At 32.5% G+C, this 20207-nt stretch carries 17 protein-coding genes and 2 pseudogenes; 8 read left to right on the forward strand and 11 right to left on the reverse strand.

Annotated features, from left to right (window positions below; translation table 11 throughout):
• Positions 1 to 111 precede the first annotated feature (111 nt).
• The 4 genes and pseudogenes from H0I26_RS17075 to H0I26_RS19890 form a co-directional block, all read right to left on the reverse strand.
• On the reverse strand, positions 112 to 2340 hold the full coding sequence (locus H0I26_RS17075; protein WP_218700136.1) for a TonB-dependent receptor: 2229 nt from the start codon (positions 2338 to 2340) through the stop codon (positions 112 to 114).
• An 11-nt stretch (positions 2341 to 2351) separates the two neighbouring features.
• Positions 2352 to 3635, reverse strand: a complete 1284-nt coding sequence (locus tag H0I26_RS17080) for a tetratricopeptide repeat protein (RefSeq protein ID WP_218700137.1) — start codon at positions 3633 to 3635, stop codon at positions 2352 to 2354.
• A 101-nt stretch (positions 3636 to 3736) separates the two neighbouring features.
• Positions 3737 to 4663 (reverse strand): annotated as a pseudogene (locus H0I26_RS19815) (DUF4331 family protein).
• 33 nt (positions 4664 to 4696) lie between these two features.
• A pseudogene (locus H0I26_RS19890) lies at positions 4697 to 5134 on the reverse strand (DUF4331 family protein); the annotation flags it as partial.
• On the opposite strand from H0I26_RS19890, the gene H0I26_RS17095 reads away from it, so the two are divergent.
• Positions 5125 to 6306, forward strand: a complete 1182-nt coding sequence (locus H0I26_RS17095; RefSeq protein ID WP_218700140.1) for an LETM1-related biofilm-associated protein — start codon at positions 5125 to 5127, stop codon at positions 6304 to 6306. The pseudogene H0I26_RS19890 and the gene H0I26_RS17095 overlap by 10 nt on opposite strands.
• Here H0I26_RS17095 and H0I26_RS17100 read toward each other — a convergent pair whose 3' ends face one another.
• The 4 genes from H0I26_RS17100 to H0I26_RS17115 all read right to left on the reverse strand — a co-directional run bounded on the left by H0I26_RS17100 (position 6307) and on the right by H0I26_RS17115 (position 9627).
• A complete protein-coding gene (locus tag H0I26_RS17100; protein ID WP_218700141.1) occupies positions 6307 to 7062 on the reverse strand; it encodes a LytR/AlgR family response regulator transcription factor in 756 nt (251 codons plus the stop codon).
• 198 nt (positions 7063 to 7260) lie between these two features.
• Complete coding sequence (locus tag H0I26_RS17105; protein WP_101019713.1) at positions 7261 to 7614, reverse strand: 2TM domain-containing protein; 354 nt, start codon at positions 7612 to 7614, stop codon at positions 7261 to 7263.
• Positions 7615 to 7626: 12 nt separating this feature from the next.
• Entirely contained in the window at positions 7627 to 8970 is a 1344-nt protein-coding gene (locus tag H0I26_RS17110) for a 2TM domain-containing protein (protein WP_218700142.1), read from the reverse strand.
• Positions 8971 to 8997: 27 nt separating this feature from the next.
• A complete protein-coding gene (locus tag H0I26_RS17115) occupies positions 8998 to 9627 on the reverse strand; it encodes a hypothetical protein (RefSeq protein WP_218700143.1) in 630 nt (209 codons plus the stop codon).
• A gap of 179 nt (positions 9628 to 9806) precedes the next feature.
• Between H0I26_RS17115 and H0I26_RS17120 the strand changes: the two genes are divergently transcribed.
• From H0I26_RS17120 to H0I26_RS17135, 4 genes are all read left to right on the forward strand, one after another.
• Positions 9807 to 10220: a hypothetical protein gene (locus H0I26_RS17120; protein WP_218700144.1), complete on the forward strand. Its 414-nt coding sequence runs from the start codon at positions 9807 to 9809 to the stop codon at positions 10218 to 10220.
• Between the two features lie 5 nt (positions 10221 to 10225).
• On the forward strand, positions 10226 to 10660 hold the full coding sequence (locus H0I26_RS17125) for a hypothetical protein (RefSeq protein ID WP_101019723.1): 435 nt from the start codon (positions 10226 to 10228) through the stop codon (positions 10658 to 10660).
• Positions 10661 to 10822: 162 nt separating this feature from the next.
• Positions 10823 to 12667, forward strand: a complete 1845-nt coding sequence (locus H0I26_RS17130) for a hypothetical protein (RefSeq protein ID WP_218700145.1) — start codon at positions 10823 to 10825, stop codon at positions 12665 to 12667.
• A gap of 39 nt (positions 12668 to 12706) precedes the next feature.
• A complete protein-coding gene (locus tag H0I26_RS17135) occupies positions 12707 to 13219 on the forward strand; it encodes a 3'-5' exonuclease (protein WP_136583867.1) in 513 nt (170 codons plus the stop codon).
• Between the two features lie 1112 nt (positions 13220 to 14331).
• On the opposite strand, the gene H0I26_RS17140 is transcribed toward H0I26_RS17135, so the two are convergent.
• The gene (locus H0I26_RS17140; protein WP_218700146.1) at positions 14332 to 16485 is read right to left on the reverse strand and encodes a TonB-dependent receptor; all 2154 of its coding nucleotides are present in this window, start codon (positions 16483 to 16485) and stop codon (positions 14332 to 14334) included.
• 271 nt (positions 16486 to 16756) lie between these two features.
• Between H0I26_RS17140 and H0I26_RS17145 the strand changes: the two genes are divergently transcribed.
• Positions 16757 to 17251 carry an RNA polymerase sigma factor gene (locus H0I26_RS17145; RefSeq protein ID WP_136583865.1) on the forward strand — a complete coding sequence of 165 codons (495 nt, stop codon included), beginning with the start codon at positions 16757 to 16759 and terminating at the stop codon, positions 17249 to 17251.
• Positions 17252 to 17254: 3 nt separating this feature from the next.
• Positions 17255 to 17887, forward strand: coding sequence for a hypothetical protein (locus H0I26_RS17150; protein ID WP_218700147.1), 633 nt, complete (start codon positions 17255 to 17257; stop codon positions 17885 to 17887).
• Between the two features lie 98 nt (positions 17888 to 17985).
• On the opposite strand, the gene H0I26_RS17155 is transcribed toward H0I26_RS17150, so the two are convergent.
• Both H0I26_RS17155 and H0I26_RS17160 read right to left on the reverse strand, forming a co-directional pair.
• Positions 17986 to 18795 (reverse strand): lysophospholipid acyltransferase family protein, encoded by an 810-nt coding sequence (locus H0I26_RS17155; protein ID WP_101019736.1) that lies wholly within the window; start codon positions 18793 to 18795, stop codon positions 17986 to 17988.
• A 47-nt stretch (positions 18796 to 18842) separates the two neighbouring features.
• Entirely contained in the window at positions 18843 to 19484 is a 642-nt protein-coding gene (locus H0I26_RS17160) for an NUDIX hydrolase (protein WP_218700148.1), read from the reverse strand.
• A gap of 7 nt (positions 19485 to 19491) precedes the next feature.
• Here H0I26_RS17160 and H0I26_RS17165 point away from each other — a divergent pair, with 7 nt between their 5' ends.
• Positions 19492 to 20178: a peptidylprolyl isomerase gene (locus H0I26_RS17165; RefSeq protein WP_218700149.1), complete on the forward strand. Its 687-nt coding sequence runs from the start codon at positions 19492 to 19494 to the stop codon at positions 20176 to 20178.
• Positions 20179 to 20207 lie beyond the last annotated feature (29 nt).

The following is a 20207-nucleotide window of genomic DNA, read 5'->3' on the forward strand; positions in this document are numbered from 1 at the left end:
TACCTTTTCATAGTATTAAACATAGTGTATATTAGTTGTACAATTAATTATTTTCCCTAAAATTAATTGCACTATACTCACGTTATTTTTATGAGTAAGGTTTTATTTTACTTAAAACGAATAACTTAACGTCGTTTTAAAACTAAACGGTGTACCAGGTGTAAAATGAATTTCTTCTACTGCCTGCACTTCATTTTGTAATCTTGACTCTGTTAAAAACTGAGTTTCTTTCCAATTGGTATCAAAAACATTTTCAATACTTACTCCTAATTTCCAGTGATTATCAAACGCATAGTTGACGTTTAAATCTGTAACAAAATAGCCTTCGGCTTGAACCGAATTATCTTCATTTGCAGGTCTATCATCCACATATCTGTAGTTAATTCCTCCTGAAAAATTATTAAGATCTTTAAAAGATAGTCCTCCCACCAATGTAAAGTCTGGCGCTAATGGGATATAATCATTACCATTGACTTCCTCTAAACTTCTTGCTCTAGTTACTGTTGCATCTGTATTAAAGTAAATATTATCAGTTAATTGATATCTAACGCCAAAGTCAATACCGTAACGCTCGGATTTTCCACTAGGCTCAATAATTCCGGCATCTCCAACGTACACAAATTCTTCTTCAGAAAACAAATACCATAACGCTGTGTTCAATACTAATTTTTCTGTTGGTTTCCATACATTTCCAAAATCTACTCCATAGGCTTTTGGTAAAGCATTATCTATCTCTTGATTTAATACCACTCTAGAATCGTTAGAATGGAACCCAATCCCCGATTTTACAAACCATTGTAAATTATTATTTTGATTATATTGGATGCTTAACTTAGGAAGTAACGCGACTTCGGTTTGTGATAAATTACTATACGTAGCGCTTAATTGATCTTGGTACTGAAACTTCATATATTCTAAACGTAAACCTGGTGTAATTTTAACATTACCTAAATCGATTTCAGCATTAAAAAAACCATATAAATTACGTTGATTTACATTACCCAACTGGATATTTTCCAAGGTCTCTTTTCTGTTTAATGTATGCGACAATTCGATATCATTAACATCATCATACCTTAGCCCAACTCCTGATGTATAGGTGACATCAAAATTATTATAGTCTCTATTTTTTTTAAATTGCGTATTAAATCCAAAAACGTTTCGGTCTTCTTTCTGTTTAATTTGATCTCCATTTATAGGGTCTTCTAAAAAGAATGTGAAATTTGAATACAACTCAAAATTGTAATTAGAATAAAACGCATTAGTTTGCATAGACACATCGTTATCCAAAATAGTACTGTACTGAACATTAAAATTAGTACGACTAGTCTCTCCTCCCTCAGTATCATCCACTGCTCCAAAATTTGAAAGCGTACCATCATCAACTAAACGTTGTGGTATTTGACCAGAAGCATCCCATTGACTTGTAAAATGACTTAATGTTAGTCCTATTTTAGAATTGTTATTTAAAAAGGCATTATACTTTCCTATTACATTTAATCTGTCAAAATTTTGTGGAGATTCAAATGGACCATCGGTTTCAATATATTCCACCGCGACATAAGCATTTTGAGAATTTTGATTCTCTAAAAGAGTAAACATCCCTAATGTTCTTAACGAATTAAATTGACCTGCAGAAAAACTAATTAGATTATCATCCAACTTATCTTTAGTCTTAAAATCAACAAAACCAGCTGTATTAAAATCCCCATGATCTGAATAGTAAGGTCCTTTTCCAAAACTAATATTTTGTATTGTTTCTGGAATTAGAAAATGTAAATCACTATACCCTTGACCATGTGCATGTGACACCATATTAACTGGCATACCATCTACAGACAAACCAATATCAGTACCGTGATCAATATCGAAACCTCTCAAGAATAGCTGCTCTGCTTTACCACCTCCGGCATGCTGCCCAATAATTAAACCTGGAACTTTTCTTAAAATTTCCTGAGACGAATTAATTGGATTAGTCGCTAGATCTATTTTAATCATACTATTCATAACATCCAAAGGTTCACTTAAAATTAACTCGTCCAAAACAAAAGCTTTAGCTTCAAGGTTTATTATTAGAGTGTTTTCTAATAGCGCTTTAGTTAAAACGACCGTTCTTTTTTGATACCCTAATAACCCAACCATAAGACTATCTCCTACATTGGTGTTATTAATTATAAATTGTCCAAATTGATTTGTATGCGCATGCTCTTTAGAATTTTGATTATAAACATAAGCTGTTTCTAAAGGCTGGTTGTTTTCCATGACAGATCCTTTGACTGTCTGTGCATTAGCCATCCAAACTAAATTGACTAATAAAATAAACGTGATTACTTTTTTCATAACCGCAAATATTATAATTTATTGACACTTTTGAAAGTCAACGGGCCTAATTCGTAACTACTATTTTGTAGTTCTTTTTTAAGTTGAGCAACGTCTTTAAATTTACCATTAGCTTTATAGATTTCTGCGATATGGTATTGCGCTTCTGGTTCAAAGGTTTTTCCAACAACATATTGTTCTGCTATGTTTAAAGCTTTAACTGTATTACCATTGTTAAAATAACTCCACGCTAATAAATCGTAAGATATAGGTGTTGGTCTATTTTGCACTTCAATTTTTGCCAATGTAATAGCCGTTTTACTTTTAGCATCTGCTAATATTTTAGAAGAATACACATTATACATATCTCCATAATTCGTGTCTTCTAATACTTCAAAATAAGAATTTAAGTACGCTTTTTTTGCAACTTCATTATTATCGTATTCTGCAATTTCTGCTTTAAACAACAAATAGTCAGGGGCGTTATGTAGTTGCGTTAAAGCTTCTAAAATACGATTTGCTTCTGTTGTGTTTTTCTCGTAGGAATACACAATCCATGCAATCCCTTTTTTAGCATAAGCATCATCTGGATTAATTGCTAAAGATTTTAAATAGTAGTTGTAAGACTTCTCTACTTGCCCATCATGCCCATAAAAATCGGCTAGGTTTGTATATGACCATTCCATTAAACCCTCTAGTTTAGAAGCTTCTGCCTTTTTAGTAGCTTTCTCTAAGTATTTTATTGCGGAAGCTAAGTCGCCTTTATAATCGCTCCATTTTGAGAGTCTTATTAAATACCCAAAATCGTTTAAATCTTTTACTTTTTCTAAATAGTTTTTAGCAAGAACATAGTTACCTAATTCCATGTGCACATCAAACATCATTTTTTGAGTACCATCAAGGTTTTGTCCATTATTTTCTGCTTTTTCAACTAATTGTAAAGCGTCTTTAAATTTATGTTGTGAAATATAATTACGTGCTAAAGCTCTTAAATGACCCGCCGAACTATATTGTGTTTCTTCATTTAATCTTACTAAAGCTTGTTCTGCTTGCTTTAGATATTTGATATATCCAGTAGACTTGAATAATCTTGATTCTGCGCTAGCAATTTTTGATAAATAAGAAATCTGATTGGGAGTCGCTTCTAATTTATTATTCCAAAAATTATATTCTGTAGACGCACTTAATGTTTCTTTACTAGTCTCTGTAGTTAAATACTTATTATAATCTTCTGGGTTAGTAATTGTTTTCGTTTTTTCTGAACAACTCGTTGCCATTATAATAACAAGTAGTAGCATGTATAATTTAGTGTTCATATAGTCTTGTTTTGTTGTTTGTTTTGTTTTGATGGTTGTATGGGAAATGGTTGTTAAAAAATCTAGAGCATTATAAATAATGCCCTAGATTTAGTTTTGGTCTACCATGGAGACGCTAAATAAGGGAAAGATGTTGAAAATGCTTTATCATTTTCGTTAACATTATCGTTTGATAGTGTTGGATTTTCTGTAAAATCTTCTCCACCAAAAATCAATAATAATTCGACAGTAATCACGTCATCTGCTAAAGTACGACCAGTTAAAACATTTGTACCGTCATAAAAAGTAGTTGTCCCATCAAGAGACACGTTAAGTACATCTGTAGCTAATAAGGTTGTAAAAGCTGCTGCATCTTGACCTAATGCATTAGTATCTCCTACATTTGCAAAAGCGGGGCTTAATCCGGTTAAATTAGTTTCAAACATGGCTTGAAAAGCTGCATTTTGAGCAGTAGGTATTGTTGTATTAAACATGTCTTTAGATCCTGAAGACACAAATACAGTGTTTACAGCTGGTCTACCCATTTGATCATCTTGCATGTACGTCCCAGAAAAGTCTGTCCCTGTTGGTTGCATTGCAATTGCATCGTCATCGTCAGAACAATTAAAAGCGATTAATGTTACTAAAAGGACGGTAAATATATTTTTGAAATTTTTCATAATTTGTATGTTTTTAATAGTTAGTTATTATTTAGACTTAGATTCTACCCAAGTATTGATTGTTCCTGTTCCACCAATCATAGATTTTGGTACCTCAACAACGATAGACATTACGTTTGTACCTGCAAACGTATCCGTTCCTGGGTTATTAAAACCTGGAGCAGTGCCACCAATAATTGCAGTATATTGATTAAAATCAAAGAAAAATGGATCATCTCTTGGTCCAGCAAAAGCAGAAATACCTGCAGATGTTTCTACTATTGGAGTCTCTCCATAAGCTGATATATCTACTACTGTTTGTGTTGCAGACTGCATAACAGTACTACTTAATCCTGTTGTTCCCGGTGCAACTGGTCCAAAAAAGTACATTTTACCATCTCTTGGTATCGCCTGGATAACTAAATCTTCTACATTGTCTCCTGTATTGTCAATGTTAAATTCGATCATCACGTTTTCATCAAAACTAGCACTACCTGTTGCAGATGGACTTAGTAAGCCTTGTACGTTAGCCACAAACACTAAGTTATCTGTGTTCTCGCCTTGAAACGCGTAAAAATCTGTGATATCACTTGTACCACCTTGTACTGCTGGAGCATCAATGTGATCCGCTGATAAGAAGAAGAAACCTGCTGCTGCAAATACACCTACTCCTAAAATAAATTTTAAATTTTTCATAATGTTTTGAGATTTTTTGTTAATTGTTATTTTTGGTTCTCGGATACACTTACGCAACAATTGCAATAGCGGTTTTATAAAAGTTTGGTTAATTTGAAAAAAAAGGAAATAATAATTATAAAAAAGTATCTTTATACCGTAAATAAAAAACAACAATGAACCCATCTGCGTCAGGCTGGATTAAAAAACTAATAAGAGAGCTAAAACCCCAAGATCTCTTTAAAGACAACGACTTGGAAGTGTACTACAGACACTTTAGAGATTGCGGTTTTATATATGGAAGTAATGTTACTGTTGTAAATAATTGGGTTGAAAACGACGATTTTGAAGCCGACGAAATTTGTAAAATAAATTTAGTCATTGCTTTACTTATTGCCTATACCAATCATAATACTACAAACGACTTCTATACTGAAGTCGCTAATTTTTATAATACTATAAACAAAGAAAGAGTCTCTTTTATACAAGCTATCATAGGCTCTAAAGATGTTAAGGATCAAGCCGAGCGTATTATTAATAAGCGTATTCAGATTGATGACAATTTAATAGATAAAAGTTTTAATTACTTTATAACTAACGCCCTATTATTTGTAGATGTCTTAGCGTTTAGAAATTATTTGAAGACAGGTAGTGTTAATGACGACATTATTAAAAATTACGAGGCTATTATAGAGAGTATTGTTTTAAACACTTTAAATAGCAAAAAGGCAAAGTCAGATTATGACAAAAGCTTAATTAATCTTTTTGAACAATCCTTACGTTACCAACGTGATAGTGTCTTAGTCTTTAACGAAGCTATTGCTAGTGTGGACTCTAACCTATTTTCTAGGTATTGTTTAGACCTTGCAGCTATGGCTACTTGGACAGATGCAAAATTAGATAACGAAGAAGAAATATTTTTAAATACTTTAGGCGAAAATCTTAACCTAACACAACACCAAACCAACGAAGCTTCAAAAACGATAGAAGTATTTTATAAAACGTACCGACAAAAAGTGCCCCTTTTAGGCTCTAAAAATATTGTCAAAACATTTTACGATAACTCTACTAATATGGTGTTTAAGTTAATTAAACGCAATAGTAAAAAATTAACGCAAGAGCTTTTAGAAAGTAAAGAGTTAGTTATTCTTTTATCTAAATCGACGATTAGAGATTTAAGCAAAGAAGAACAAAAAAAGGTACAAGACCAACTACTAGATGTTTTTAAATCCATACCTAGCTTAGCGATTTTCTTGTTACCTGGCGGTGCATTACTACTACCATTAGTCATCAAATTTATACCTAAATTATTGCCCAGTGCTTTTGATGATAATAGGATTGAGGACGAAGAAGAATAATTAAGACAACCATTCTTTAAAGTCCTTAACACGCTCTCTAGCGACAATAACCTCAGCTTCATTATAGTTATTTAACTTGATTTGTAAGCGCGAGTTAGTGTAACTTATCATATCCTTGATGGCATTAATGTTTACAAAATACTTTCTGTTTATTCTAAAAAACGTTTCTGGTTCCAACTCCTTTTCTAACCCCTCTAGAGTCGTATCTAATAAATAATTACGCCCTTCTGTAGTATAGAGATAAGTCCCTTTATTTTCGCTGTAAAAGCATTCAACATCATCAATATTTACTAATTTAAGATGTTGTCCAACTTTAACCGAAAATCGTTTTTTGTACACTCTATCGACTGGATTAACCAATAACTTTTTGATATCTTCAAAGTCTAATGCAATGCTTGTTTTCTGCGGAAGCCTAGCCTTATATTTTGTCACCGCAGTTTCTAAATCTTGGTCATCAATAGGTTTTAATAAATAATCGATACTATTTAATTTGAAAGCTTGCAGGGCATACTCATCATAAGCAGTTGTAAAAATAATAGCCGATTTAACCTCAACCGCTTCAAATATCTCAAAAGACAACCCGTCACTAAGCTGAATATCTAAAAATATTAAATCCGGATGCGGGTTAGTATTAAACCAATCTATAGATTCTTCTACCGAATGTAACATGGTTTCGGCTTCCATATCTAATGTCGTAAGCATACGTTGCAGACGTCTTGCAGATGGTTTTTCATCTTCTATTATTATGACTTTCATTGGTACTATTATTTGGTTGGTTTATTTTAATATTTCACTTTTACTATGCGACACCTTTCGGTAAAAAAATCAACGACTAATAAGTTCAGACTGCTTCTACTCTTTTGTCAATCTACACCTTGTGCTTCATGCCTTATGCCTTTTCCCTAATGCCTTTTGACTTATTCCTTTTGCCTTATCCCTATTTTAACTCACCACCTACTCCCAGCGTCTATTTTCTTTATCCTTATTCATATATTTTTCTATTTGACGTTTTTCCCAGTTTTTACCAAATAAAAAGTTGGTTCCAAAAACACCTAAAAAATGAAAACCTAAACCGATTCCCCAGAATAATGCAGTAGAGAACGTTGCAAAACTCCAAAATGGCAAATTAGAATTCCTAGAAATAGTAATCACTAAAAAGATATTAACCACCACATAAACTGCCAAGTGCCAATAAAAGCCCTGTATTTTTTCTACTTTTTTTTTGGCTCTTAAATAGGCTTCCTCTTTTTCATAGCTGCGTTGTAGGTCGGCATCAGCGTCGTTATAAGATTCTTTATTATGTTCCATACTATTTTGTTTTTAGTTCCAACGTTGTTTGCCTTCCTCTTCATTCATAAACTCCTTTATCTTACGGTCTTCCCAATTCCTACCCAAAACACCATCGTTAACATAGACTTTATAGGCATGAAACGAAATCCCAATTCCCCAACCAAATAATGGCCATACAAACCATTTGTAGTTCCAATTGGTATAATAGTTTACAAAAATTAAAAACGGAATAACAATACAATACGAAATTAGGTTATAGTAAAACTCCTTTAACTCTTCAACATGTTTACGTGCTCTTATATATGTGTCATCAAATTCTTTTTGAGGTATTTGTTTCATCACTGATAATTCTTTAGTTAGCATAGGTATTGCCACTCTAAAACTAGATGAGTTTTGGCTAATACTTATACGTTTATTGGTTAATAATGCGTAGCGTTGTTTGATGTTTTCAAGACCAACACCGCTACTCTTTTTTACAATTGCTTTGGGTTGTAAATTATTTTCTACTATAAGGTTTCCGTTAGCTTCATAAATCTTAATATGTAATGGTCGGTTACTAGTTACAACGTTGTGTTTTACTGCATTTTCTAGTAATAACTGTAAAGCTAAAGGGACTACTTTGCTATCTGGGTTTATAGTTTGCTCTGGGATATCAAAAATAATACTGTCTTCAAATCGCATTTTTAATAAAGACATATACGTTATGGCAAACTTTAATTCTTCATCAACGGTAACTAATTCTTTATTTTTTTGTTCTAAAACGTAACGGTATACCTTAGATAAACTAGTCGTAAATTTTTGTGCACTATCTGGGTTTTCTTCAATTAAACTAGTTAATACATTTAAGCTATTAAACAAAAAATGTGGATCTAACTGATTTTTTAAAGCGTCAAACTTAGCACTAGCAGTCCCCGCAATCACTTTTTGTTCTTTCAGTTTATTTTTCTGGTATCTGTTATAAAAATAAACCACATGAAAAACAGAAACGATAGTCAAGGTCATCCACAATCCAAAAGAATAGCCTTGCCAAGTCTCCTTACTAATAAAAAAGGAAAACGAATTACCTATATAAATTACGGACGTAAACCCTCTTAAAAGAAACAGTCCAAATAATGTAATTAAAGTAGAGCCTAAAACCCCCAAAACAACTCGTTTAACGTACTGTCCAGCCATCCATTGGCGACGTTCCATATAGGCGAAAAAAGTCATATTTGATAACCCTAAAACAAAGGAATATAGTTGATAGAATACAAAATCTTCAATAAATTGCCCAACCGTATTGTAACTAAAGCCATTAGATAGGTATTGTCCAAAAACAAAAACCACGCAACCAATAGCAAAGGTTAAAACAATCTTTTTAAAAATGTTATTCATAGGTATCACATTATACTGCATTAACAATTACTGTGCTTTACATGTCGCAGTTAATTGCTTTGCACGCGCCTCTCCCCAATTAGGATCAAACGCCGTTTCAGGTTTAAAGTTAGTAAAAAGTTGTAAAGATTTTTCTATTTGAGCACAAAATGGTTGGGTATCCTGACCAAAAAACTTAGCACTTCCCATATCCCATTCGGCTTTACTTAACATAACTCTTGGGTTATCAGGTGCTAATTGGTTGGCTTTGACGTATAATGCATTTATTTTTCCTGATAACGTCATACCATAAGTTGCCCCATCACTGGCAACATATACAGTATACAACAGGGCTTGAAGCACCATAATTTCGGCATTATCTTTAGATCTACTAGAAGCAGCATCTACAAAAGCTTGTGCTTTTTTAAGTTGAGCATCCAAAGCCTCTTTATCTTTTAATATAGAAAATCCGTCTAAAATTAATACCTGAGCAGCATAGTAGGATGGTAACCAGTTTTGCTTTTCAACAGTGGCAATACGTTCAAATACGTTGGAAGCCTCAGCCATTTTACCGTCTTCCCAAAGCGCAAAGGCTTTAGTCATGCCAGATTGATAAGTCGTTTGCGCTTGTAACATTGTGGTTAAAAACAAGGCAATTGTAATCGCTATTTTATACATAGTTTTTAGAGTTTTATAATAACACTACAAATATCAACCGATCCTACAGTATTTAAAAAAAGGCTTAACCCAACTGTCACTTTTTCAGGCTGAACTGTAAGCTTTTATAATTACGGCCATTTATGTATTGGATTTACAACCCAAAACCACTAACTTTAAGTCTTCAAAAAAACCTACTTATGTCCATTACAACTGTCGAATTTATCGTGTTTACTACCATTGGGTTGCTAATACTACTCAATGCTATGCTAAATATTAATAGATACAAAAACGATACTATTAATGTGGTGATTAAAAACTGGAGTTATAACAAGTACTTTTTTATCACCTTCCTTTGGGGCGTTTTTGGAGGACACTTTTTTTTAGGAAGTAAAAAACCAATTCTTAATATTTTTATTACCCATTGGGAAATCCCGCCAATTGCATTAGCTATTATTGTTATAATCATGATATTATATGGTCGGAAATTACCAAAAGACTTGATTATAAAAACAAAATACCAAGTCCTATTATTAATTACAGGTTTATTATATGGTCATTTTATATGGTCGCAACGTCATGAGGAGTTTATTCAATTTACATTAAACAATTAAAAACTATGCAACCTATCAACCAATTGTTGGCCAACGATGCTTTTGTAAAAAGAATCCAATATCTTATCATCACACTATTTATACTTCTAATTGTTTTTGATATTTATTTGGCTGTGGACAGTACAACAGATAACGACACTATTAGTCGCATTATAAAAACTTACACCGACAATGGCTTGTATGTTTTAACTTTTTTTTGGGGCGCCTTATCCGCTAATTTCTTCTTTACTACCAAACATGTTTTATTAGTTAGTGGTACAGTAGGTAGTATTATTTTAGTCGTCTTTGCCATTTTTATCTATTGGTTTAGCTTAGGAACAAAAGTGGAAACTCTTATTGGTCCAACCGAAAATGACATACGTTGGGCACATGGTGTTTACATGGCGTTTGGTTTTTTAATGGCCCTTTTATTATGGAGACAACGCAGTACTAAGCGTTAATAAATATACGTAGTTCTACGTATTTTATTTGAGAGTTTATAGTTGTAGGTTTATGTTTTAGAATAAAATTGAAGAGATTACGGGTTTCCGTAATTTTTATTGTGGGGAAATGCTTTGTTTTGGAACTAAGTTAATAGCTATTAATCTCACAAAACTATATTTATGAAATTAGAAAACATATTAGATAGAATGGGTTCTATTGAAAAGAACTCTTTTATTAAAATAATTGATACAATAATATCAAAGACCCCTAAAAACATAAAGGAAATCAATAAGATTTTGAGTTCAACTGACAAAGGCTTAAAGTCTGTAGATAACCAAAATATATCTAAAATATTTTCGTTAACTGAAAAAGAATTTCAAGAACATATAAAATGTGAATTTCAGGAAATCGCTTCCCAATTAGATATTTTAATAGATATAATTATACGTGATGGTAATTGTATAATAAAACAAGACTGGTTTTCTAGATTATATGAAAGTGAAATAAAACAGCTTAAAACTAGAATAAAAGGACTTAATGCTGATTTTGAAGATGACAAATCCGAACTGAGTCCCCTAAGAAAAAGGGATTATAAAATCTACAAGTCCTGTTTACACACGGCTTACAATAATGACATCGCAAATAATCGAGAAGCAAAAGTTTCCTCCGATGAATTATCAATTATATTAACACTTTCAAAACAGCTGGGACTTTCTCAAGAAGAGGTTAAACTAATTAACTACTCCATTTTATCTATAAAGAAACTTGATATCCAAGATGTTATCAAAGGATTAAAAAATATTGGCGTAATATTTTTTTCAAATAAAGAGAACACCATCTATGTTGCTGATGAAATGGTAAGAATATTAAGAAAAATTAGAGAAAAAGAAGTTGGAGATAAATTTTACAGAAGAACTCTAAAACTATTAAGAGAACCAATAGTAAACCAAATTTGTAAAGAACACAATATAGATAGAAAGTTATCCTACTCTGAAAAAATTGAAGAGATAATAAAAGAAGGGGTTTCATTTACAACTCTCCTTTTAGAAGATATTTATAAAACTGGAAGCACATTAACTGAAAAGAAAAAAACACTTAATGAGTTATGCGAAAAGGGACTAAACATAAATACTTTAAAAGGCAGCACTTTAGATGAAAAAATAAGTAGTCTGATCGAGTATTTTGAAACTGTAGAACGTGATGAAAAAGTTGGTATTTCTTTAGATGGATTTGATAAATTACTTACGGAGTTAAATCAATCTTTACCGAAACTAAATAAGCAAATAAAAGATCAATTTGAACTACAAGATGAATATGTTTTAAAAGCTGATTTCTTACTAGATTATAATATCAAACCTAGAGATATTTTAGATTTAATAACAAGAGAAGATTTAACAAAATTTATAAAAGACAATGGTATCAAGCAACGTGGAGATGATATTTTAAACATTCTGGAACATTATAAAGACGTTGAAAATTTATATCTAGAAAACTATGAAAATGTTGCTTATAGAAATCTTAACTTACTAAAAGAGAACGGAATCATTATAAAGGAGAGTGAGTTAGGTATAAAATTTGAAGAATTAACAAAGGTTATTTTTAACAGCTTAGGATTTAATGTCGATGAAACGTTCAAGAACAATTTAAATACCCAAAAGGATATGATGGATATTCTTTTAAATTTAGGTAATGATGAAATAATTATAGTCGAGTGTAAAACAAGTAAAGAAAGAGGATATAATAAATTTAGTTCAGTATCAAGACAGCTTAAATCTTATCAAAACTTAGCACTTAAAAATAATTTACGTATTGTTAAAATTTTACTTGTTGCACCAGAATTTAGTGACGATTTTGTTACAGATTGTGAAATGGATACCGAAATGAATTTATCATTAATTACAGCTTCCACTCTATCTAATATTTTCGACTTCTTCAAAACATCAAAACACAAAGAGTTTCCACATGTTTTATTCAGAGATATTGTTATTAACGAAGAACGAATTTTGAAAGCCTTGAGTAAATAGTTTAAATATTATGCTGTAACTTTACCCAAAATCAAAAACATGTCATCTACATTCGCTGCAATAGATTTCGAAACTGCAAAAGGACACCACATTTGTTCGGTTGGGATTGTAACGTTTAAAGATGGAGAAATTATTGAAGAGTTTCATGCTTTAATTCAGCCTCCAAACAACGACTACAACTACCATAATGTACAAGTCCATGGCATTACTGAGGACGACACTCGGTTTTCTCCAAACTTTAAAGCAGTATATCCGGAAATTAAAAAACGTATTTCTGGAATTGTAACGGTTGCTCACAATGAGTCTTTTGACCGAACCGTATTACTAAAAACGATGAGTGATTATAATATTCCGCATACGGATTTGGTCATGGAACAACGTTGGGAATGCACTCTTAAATTGTATCGTAGTAAAGGTTATAAACCTGCTAAATTAGATGCTTGTTGTAAAGTCCATAATATTGCTTTAAAACATCACGATGCTTTGTCTGATGCGAGAGCTTGCGGGAAGTTATTTATAATTGCACAGTTTGAGTCTTTACCTTTATTTTAAAAATTATCAATACACTACTCCTATCGTCGTAGCACTCGAACTGACGTGGTATGATTACCCCTGATTAATGTAGCAAAATTATAAGCATATTACATTGTAGCTCTCCTCTTTAATTTAAGAGGAGAATGAATTTTAATTTCCCTTAAAAGGAAATAAAAAGAAAGAGGAGTTTTTACTATAATAACAGTTCTCAATACACCACTCCTCAAGTAACAACACTCAAACTGACGTACTATAATCACTCCTAATTAGTTTAGCAAAGTTATAAGTATATTATATGTAGCTCTCCTCTTTAATTTAAGAGGAGAATGAATTTTAATTTCCCTTAAAAGGAAATTAAAAGAAAGAGGAGTTTTTACTAAAATAACAGTTCTCAATACACCACTCCTCAAGTAACAACACTCAAACTGACGTACTATAATCACTCCCAATTAGTTTAGCAAAGTAATAAGTCGATTATATGTAGCTCTCCTCTTTAATTAAAGAGGAGAATGAATTTTAACTTCCCTTAAAAGGAAATCAAAAGAAAGAGGAGTTTTTACTATCATAAAGTTCTCGATACACTACTCCTACCATCGCAGCACGCGAACTGACTTACTATGATTACTCCTAATTAGTTTAGCAAAGTAATAAGTAGATTATATGCAGCTCTCCTCTTTAATTTAAGAGGAGAATGAATTTTAATTTCCCCTAAAAGGAAATTAAAAGAAAGAGGAGTTTTTATTATCATGAAGTTCTCGATACACTACTCCTACCATCGCAGCACGCGAACTGAGTTAATATCATTACTCCTAATTAGTTTAGCAAAGTAATAAGTCGATTAGATGTAGCTCTCCTCTTTAATTTAAGAGGAGAATGAATTTTAATTTCCCTTAAAACGAAATTAAAAGAAAGAGGAGTTTTTACCATCATAAAGTTCTCGATACACTACTCCTATCGTCACAGCACGCGAACTGACTTACCGTGATCACTCCGAATTAATTTAGCAAACTAATCAGTCGAATATATGTAGCTCTCCTCTTTAATTTAAGAGGAGAATGAATTTTAATTTCCCTTAAAAGGAAATAAAAAGAAAGAGGAGTTTTTACTAAAAACCAACTAACACCAAGCTCCTAAAGATTATCCAATTGATTATCCGTCCCCTTCTCGCTAATAGTCCAAAAGAACCCTACAAAGAAAAACTGATCTGCTGCAGGCCGTAATGTTCGGCTATTAAACTGTCCATTTAAATCTGGGGTATCTGCATATTGATAACCGGTAACATTTTTAAAACCTAAGGCATTGTTTACAGAAAAATACAAGATTTTTTGTGGACTTAGTAAATAGGCCCAATTAACACTTAAACTGTTATAGCTTTTTGTTTTTTGATTTAAAAACCCACTTGAATTTGGATTGGTATACGTGCGCCCTGATGCAAATCCATAACTAAAACCTACTTGACTTTTCCAGCTATCTATCCAATATTTACCAACAATTGATAAATTATGTGTGTTAGCAAAATTAGGCTGTGCTGCTTCTTGGTAGTTTTTATAATCTCGTGTGGTATCTAATAACGAATAGCTTACCCAATAATCGATATTCCTGAGGCTTTTATTATCTCTAAAAAACAGGTCTAAGCCTTTAGCATAACCAGATCCTGAATTATTATAATTACTACTAAAGCTAGTAAAATCAGTATCGTATTTAACTAAATCGCTATATTTTTTATAATACGTTTCTGCTCTAAATATTTTACCATCTGCATTATATTGATAATTTAAAATGTAGTGTTCTGCTTGTTGCGCGTCCAAATTTTGATCAAATTTTAAAATCGCACTATTGGGTTGTTGGTAAAAATTACCATAAGCCAATGACAATTGACTTTTACGTCCTGTTTTATAGGCTAAAGACGTTCTTGGTGACATAGTAACCTTATCAAACAGCGCACTATATTCTGCACGTAATCCAACTTTTAAGGCTAGATTTTTAGAGAAGAACACATCTGCTTCTGTAAATGCACCTGTAAGATTGTTGTGATAACCATAGTTGACCTGATCTACAAAAACATCATGATAACGCTCATCAAATGTAGTCGCAAACTGCTCGATACCAAAGTTTAATTTAAACCGATTACTAAATCGGTGTTTTAATTTTAGCTTGGCATGAATTGAATTTTCTGTGGAGTGAATGCGGCTATCAAACACATTAACTTTACCTTTAGCATAGGTATAACTTAAACCGCTGGATAAGGTCCAATTACTATTTAAAACCGCTTTATACGAACCATTAAAATATAAGTTTTTGTTATCTAAAGCAAATGGTAATCCGTCTGCATAATTAATATCGTCTTGTATTAGACTAAAATTACTAGTATCAAAAGCGGAATATAATTTAAGGATTCCGTTGTCTGTTTTGTGTCTAAACACAGCTTCTCCAGAAATGGTTTCGTAGGGCTTTTTCCAATCGTTACGATCTTGAAACAATTTTAAATAGGGCGCTAAATTAATATACGACGCATTAACACTTAAGCTGTTTTTACCCCAAATTTGAGTATTACCAAGACTGGCCCCAACACTCATAATTCCTATATCGGTTTTTTCTTGATCTGGTTGATTGACGGTATTTAATTCTAAAACACTAGACAAAGCTTGCCCGTATTCTGCACTATACCCTCCTGTTGAAAAGGTTATTCCGTCAAATAAAAATGGCGAATAGCGTCCACGAGTAGGGACGTTATTAATGGTTGGAGAATACGGCGTAAAGACACGTATGCCATCTATAAAAATCTGAGTTTCTTCTGCATCACCGCCTCGTACAAATAATCGTCCATCTTCGGAAACGGTTGATGTCCCTGGCAAAGTCTGTAAAGCACCAACAAAGTCACCTAAAGCACTTGCTGTAGTTACCACGTCTAAAGGTTTTAAAACGGAAACCTTACTATTGTCTCCTGCCGCAAATGTCCCTGCCGAAATAACAACTGCATCTAAAGTATTAACATCGTCACGCAATGTGATGTTTAAATTTGATAAGCTTGTAACGTCTTTGGTGATTGTTTTAGCTTCATAAGACACAAAGGACACCACTAAGTTTTGTTGTCCAACTGCTGTTGTTGTAAATAAAAATTGTCCGTTTGCTAATGTACTAGCGCCATCATAAGTCCCCTCTAAATAGACATTAGCCCCCACTATTGGCTGATGTTTAGTATCCATTACTGTTCCAGAGATTGTGGTTTGGGCTTGTGTGGTTAGTGTTAAAAGGAGGATTAAAAAGGATAATAAAGGTTTCATAGATTGGTCGTTTTTGATTGTTTGATGCTACAAAGATGGACTGACGACCTAGGATTAGAAATAATTTACTCCCGAAGTGTTGATTTTTACTGCTGAGTTGCGTTAAGGATTGAACGGTGTGTTTGAGCTCCTCGCAGAGAGCGAGTAGAGAAAGCCTGGCCTTTATCCTGAACTAAATTCAGGATAAAGGCAACGTCCAAAAAAATAATTTTAAATTTGTGTAACATCTTTATAATTTTAACTACTAATAGTTAAACTAACCAAATAACCATTGAGTAAACCATTAGAACAAAATTTTGTTGAATTGCTTGAACAGCATCAAAATATTGTACATAAAGTTTGTAGACTTTACACCAATAATTATGATGCGCACAACGATTTATTTCAGGAAATAACCATCCAATTATGGAAGGCTTTCCCGAAGTTTAGAGGGGACAGTAAATTTAGTACTTGGATGTATCGTGTGGGCTTAAATACGGCTATTACACTTTACAGAAAGTCTAAGCGCACGATCAATACGCAACAATTTGACACTGTACAATTTAAAATTAGTGCTGAAGAATACGATAGCACAGAAGAAGAACAATTAAAATTATTATACGCTGCAGTCCACCAATTAAATGATATAGAAAAAGCCCTAGTCTTTCTATATCTTGAGGACAAAAATTATAAAGAAATAAGCGAAACAATGGGTATTACAGAAGTTAATGCTAGAGTGAAGATGAACCGAGTGAAAAACAAACTGAGAACCATTTTAAATCCTTAACCTATGGATGAATTAGAATTATTAAAAAAAGATTGGGTTAAAAGCGATGATCGATTTGAAAAAAAATCAGCTTCCCAAATATATCCCATGTTATTTAAAAAATCGTCTAACATTGTGAAGACGTTATTTTATATAAGTATTGCCGAATTAGTATTTATATTATTGTGTAATTTTACACCTTTTTTGATGTCGGACAATTATCATAAGCATTTTACTGAGACTTTTGGGGATGGTATTATGCAAAAAACACTATTACTCCTATCCTATCTTGTTATCGTTATTTTTATATATTTATTATATAAGTCTTACAAAACAATATCTGTCGTTGACAGTACAAAGCAGTTAATGACTAATATTTTAAAAACGCGTAAAATTATTAAATACTACGTGGTTTATAATTTATTTATGATTGTAGTATCTGCGCCATATTATACTTATTTATCATTAAAAACTAAAAACACAGATTTTAATGTTACAGCTATGTCCACCATGGAATTATCCAAATTTATAGGTATAGTGACAGTATTAACGATAATAGTTATGGCCATTATATTTGGATTTTATAGTTTAATATATGGTATTTTATTAAAGCGTTTAAACAGAAACTATAAAGAGTTAAAAAAGATTGAAGTCTAAAGATGAGACCTTAATAAAACTAAAAAAGCATCAAAATAAAATTTTATTTTGATGCTTTTTTATTGGATATATCTAAACCTTAATAATAGGTAATGTGATTAAATATCACCTAACCACTCTCGTTTTTTATTCAGTTCTTCTTGTGCTAGTAACTCTTTTTGAGGGATTACTTTTAAGAACGATGGGTGTTGCTCGATAGCATATTCTATTTGTTCTACGATATCTGCGATAGAGTCATTTTCGTAATCGATTTTTAAAGGTTCCTTGATTTCGAAAGACTGGTAGACGTTTTTCTTTTTAATACGTAATCCTTTTTTATCAAAACTACGTCTAAAACCATCAATTACTATAGGCACGACTATTGGCTTATAGCGTTTTATAATATGCGCTGTTCCTTTACGGATTGGTTTAAATGGTGTGGTTGTTCCTTGCGGAAAGGTAACGACCCATCCATCATCTAATGCTTTTTTTATGGCAGAAATATCAGACATTTTAACCTGTCTATTCACATCTTTACCTTCACTACGCCATGTACGTTCTATACTAATAGAGCCTGTGTAAGCAAATATTTTAGGTAATAAACCAGATTTCATGGTTTCTTTAGCGGCAACGTAATAAAAATTTAATTTGGGATTCCATAAATACCCGACGTTTTTAATAGAGTCTTGACGATCACTTAATGCCGCATTAAACACATGAAACATTGAAATAACATCCGCAAAATAGGTTTGGTGATTGGAGATAAATAGGACGTTAGTATCTGGTAAATCTCTTATAACATCAGAACCTTCAATCTGTAATTCGTTAAAGCCTCTAAAACGCCTATGTGATAAAACACCAAGTATTCTAATCAGCCATTTTTTTACAAAAAGTATATGTCCAAAAGGATTTCTTTTAAATAACCCCATAGTTTTATTTTACATTTAGTATTCACAAATATAGAAAAACCTTTAACTTATAGGGTAGCTTTTAACAAGTCTTTGACTTCGCTCAACATCATTGCTGTTGCACCCCAAACTAAATGCGTACCCAAATAAAAGGCAGGCACCTCAACATCAGTATCATAACTTGTCTTAACTTTTTTAGACGTTACATTATTATCATCTAATAAATCCGACAGGTAAACTTCCAATAAATCCTCCACTTCATCATCCTGTTTGGTAAAAATAGGTGTTTGTGATGCCGCACCTATATAAGGCTGCACGTTAAAGTTGCTTGGCGGGATATAAACTTGTGTCATTTTTTTATAAACAGTCACTAGTTTTGGATGCACACCAACTTCCTCATGCGTTTCTCGCAATGCGGTATGCATTAAATCTTTATCCTCCAACTCTACTTTACCGCCAGGAAAACCCACTTGTCCAGAATGCACGCCCTTATAGGTTTTTCGTAAAATTAAAATTAGTTTAGTTTGCGCCTCTAAATCAGGATAAAACAGTGCTAACACAGCGCTCTGTCTCGCGTTTTTAATATTTACGCCTTGTTCCTTAACTAATTCCTTCCTATAAGATGGTACCATTTTAAGCTGAGAAGCTTCGGCTGGCAAAGGGATATTTTTTATTTTTGGCAACGCTATGATAAATTCATTAAAATTCATTTTAAAAATGCGCGTATTATTATTGGTTGGTTTTTGTTTTTTATGTCTTAACTGTGAAGATAAACAATCCAAGTCTAAAACCAAAAACAACACTTCTAAAATAGAGACTAAAGCGATAGTAAAAGACACGACTCCTAAACGAGAATTCCCACGGTTAACAGAGGATAATGTCATGGAGTTTTTCTTAGGCTATGAAGCTAAAAACAAAGAAAACAAAGTGCGTATTGTAACCTCTTCTGGAGACATTGATATTTTACTATATGATAAAACTAAATTCCACCGTGCTAATTTTATATTTCTAGCCAAACAAGGTGCGTTTGATAATACACAGTTTCATCGTGTGGTCAAAAACTTTATCATTCAAGGTGGAAATACAGATAATGGACAAGTCACCTCTAGACGTCGTAAAATTGGTAAATATCTTTTACCTACTGATACTAATCGTGGTTATACACATAAAAGAGGTGTTATATCTATGCCTAGTGGCGAAATTGAAAACCCGCACAAACTAGCCTCTCCTTATGAGTTTTTTATAACGCAACAAGACGCGTACCACTTAGATGGCGATTATACTGTTTTTGGAGAAGTCATAAAAGGAATGGACATTGTTGACAAAATAAATGCTGTTGACGTGGATGAAGCGGAATGGCCGCTAAGAAACATCTATATTAAAACCGTAAAAATCATTGAATAGTTCCTCGCTTTTGAGTATTTTTAAGCTGA

The sequence above is a fragment of the Olleya sp. HaHaR_3_96 genome, assembly GCF_019278545.1.
GTDB lineage: Bacteria > Bacteroidota > Bacteroidia > Flavobacteriales > Flavobacteriaceae > Olleya.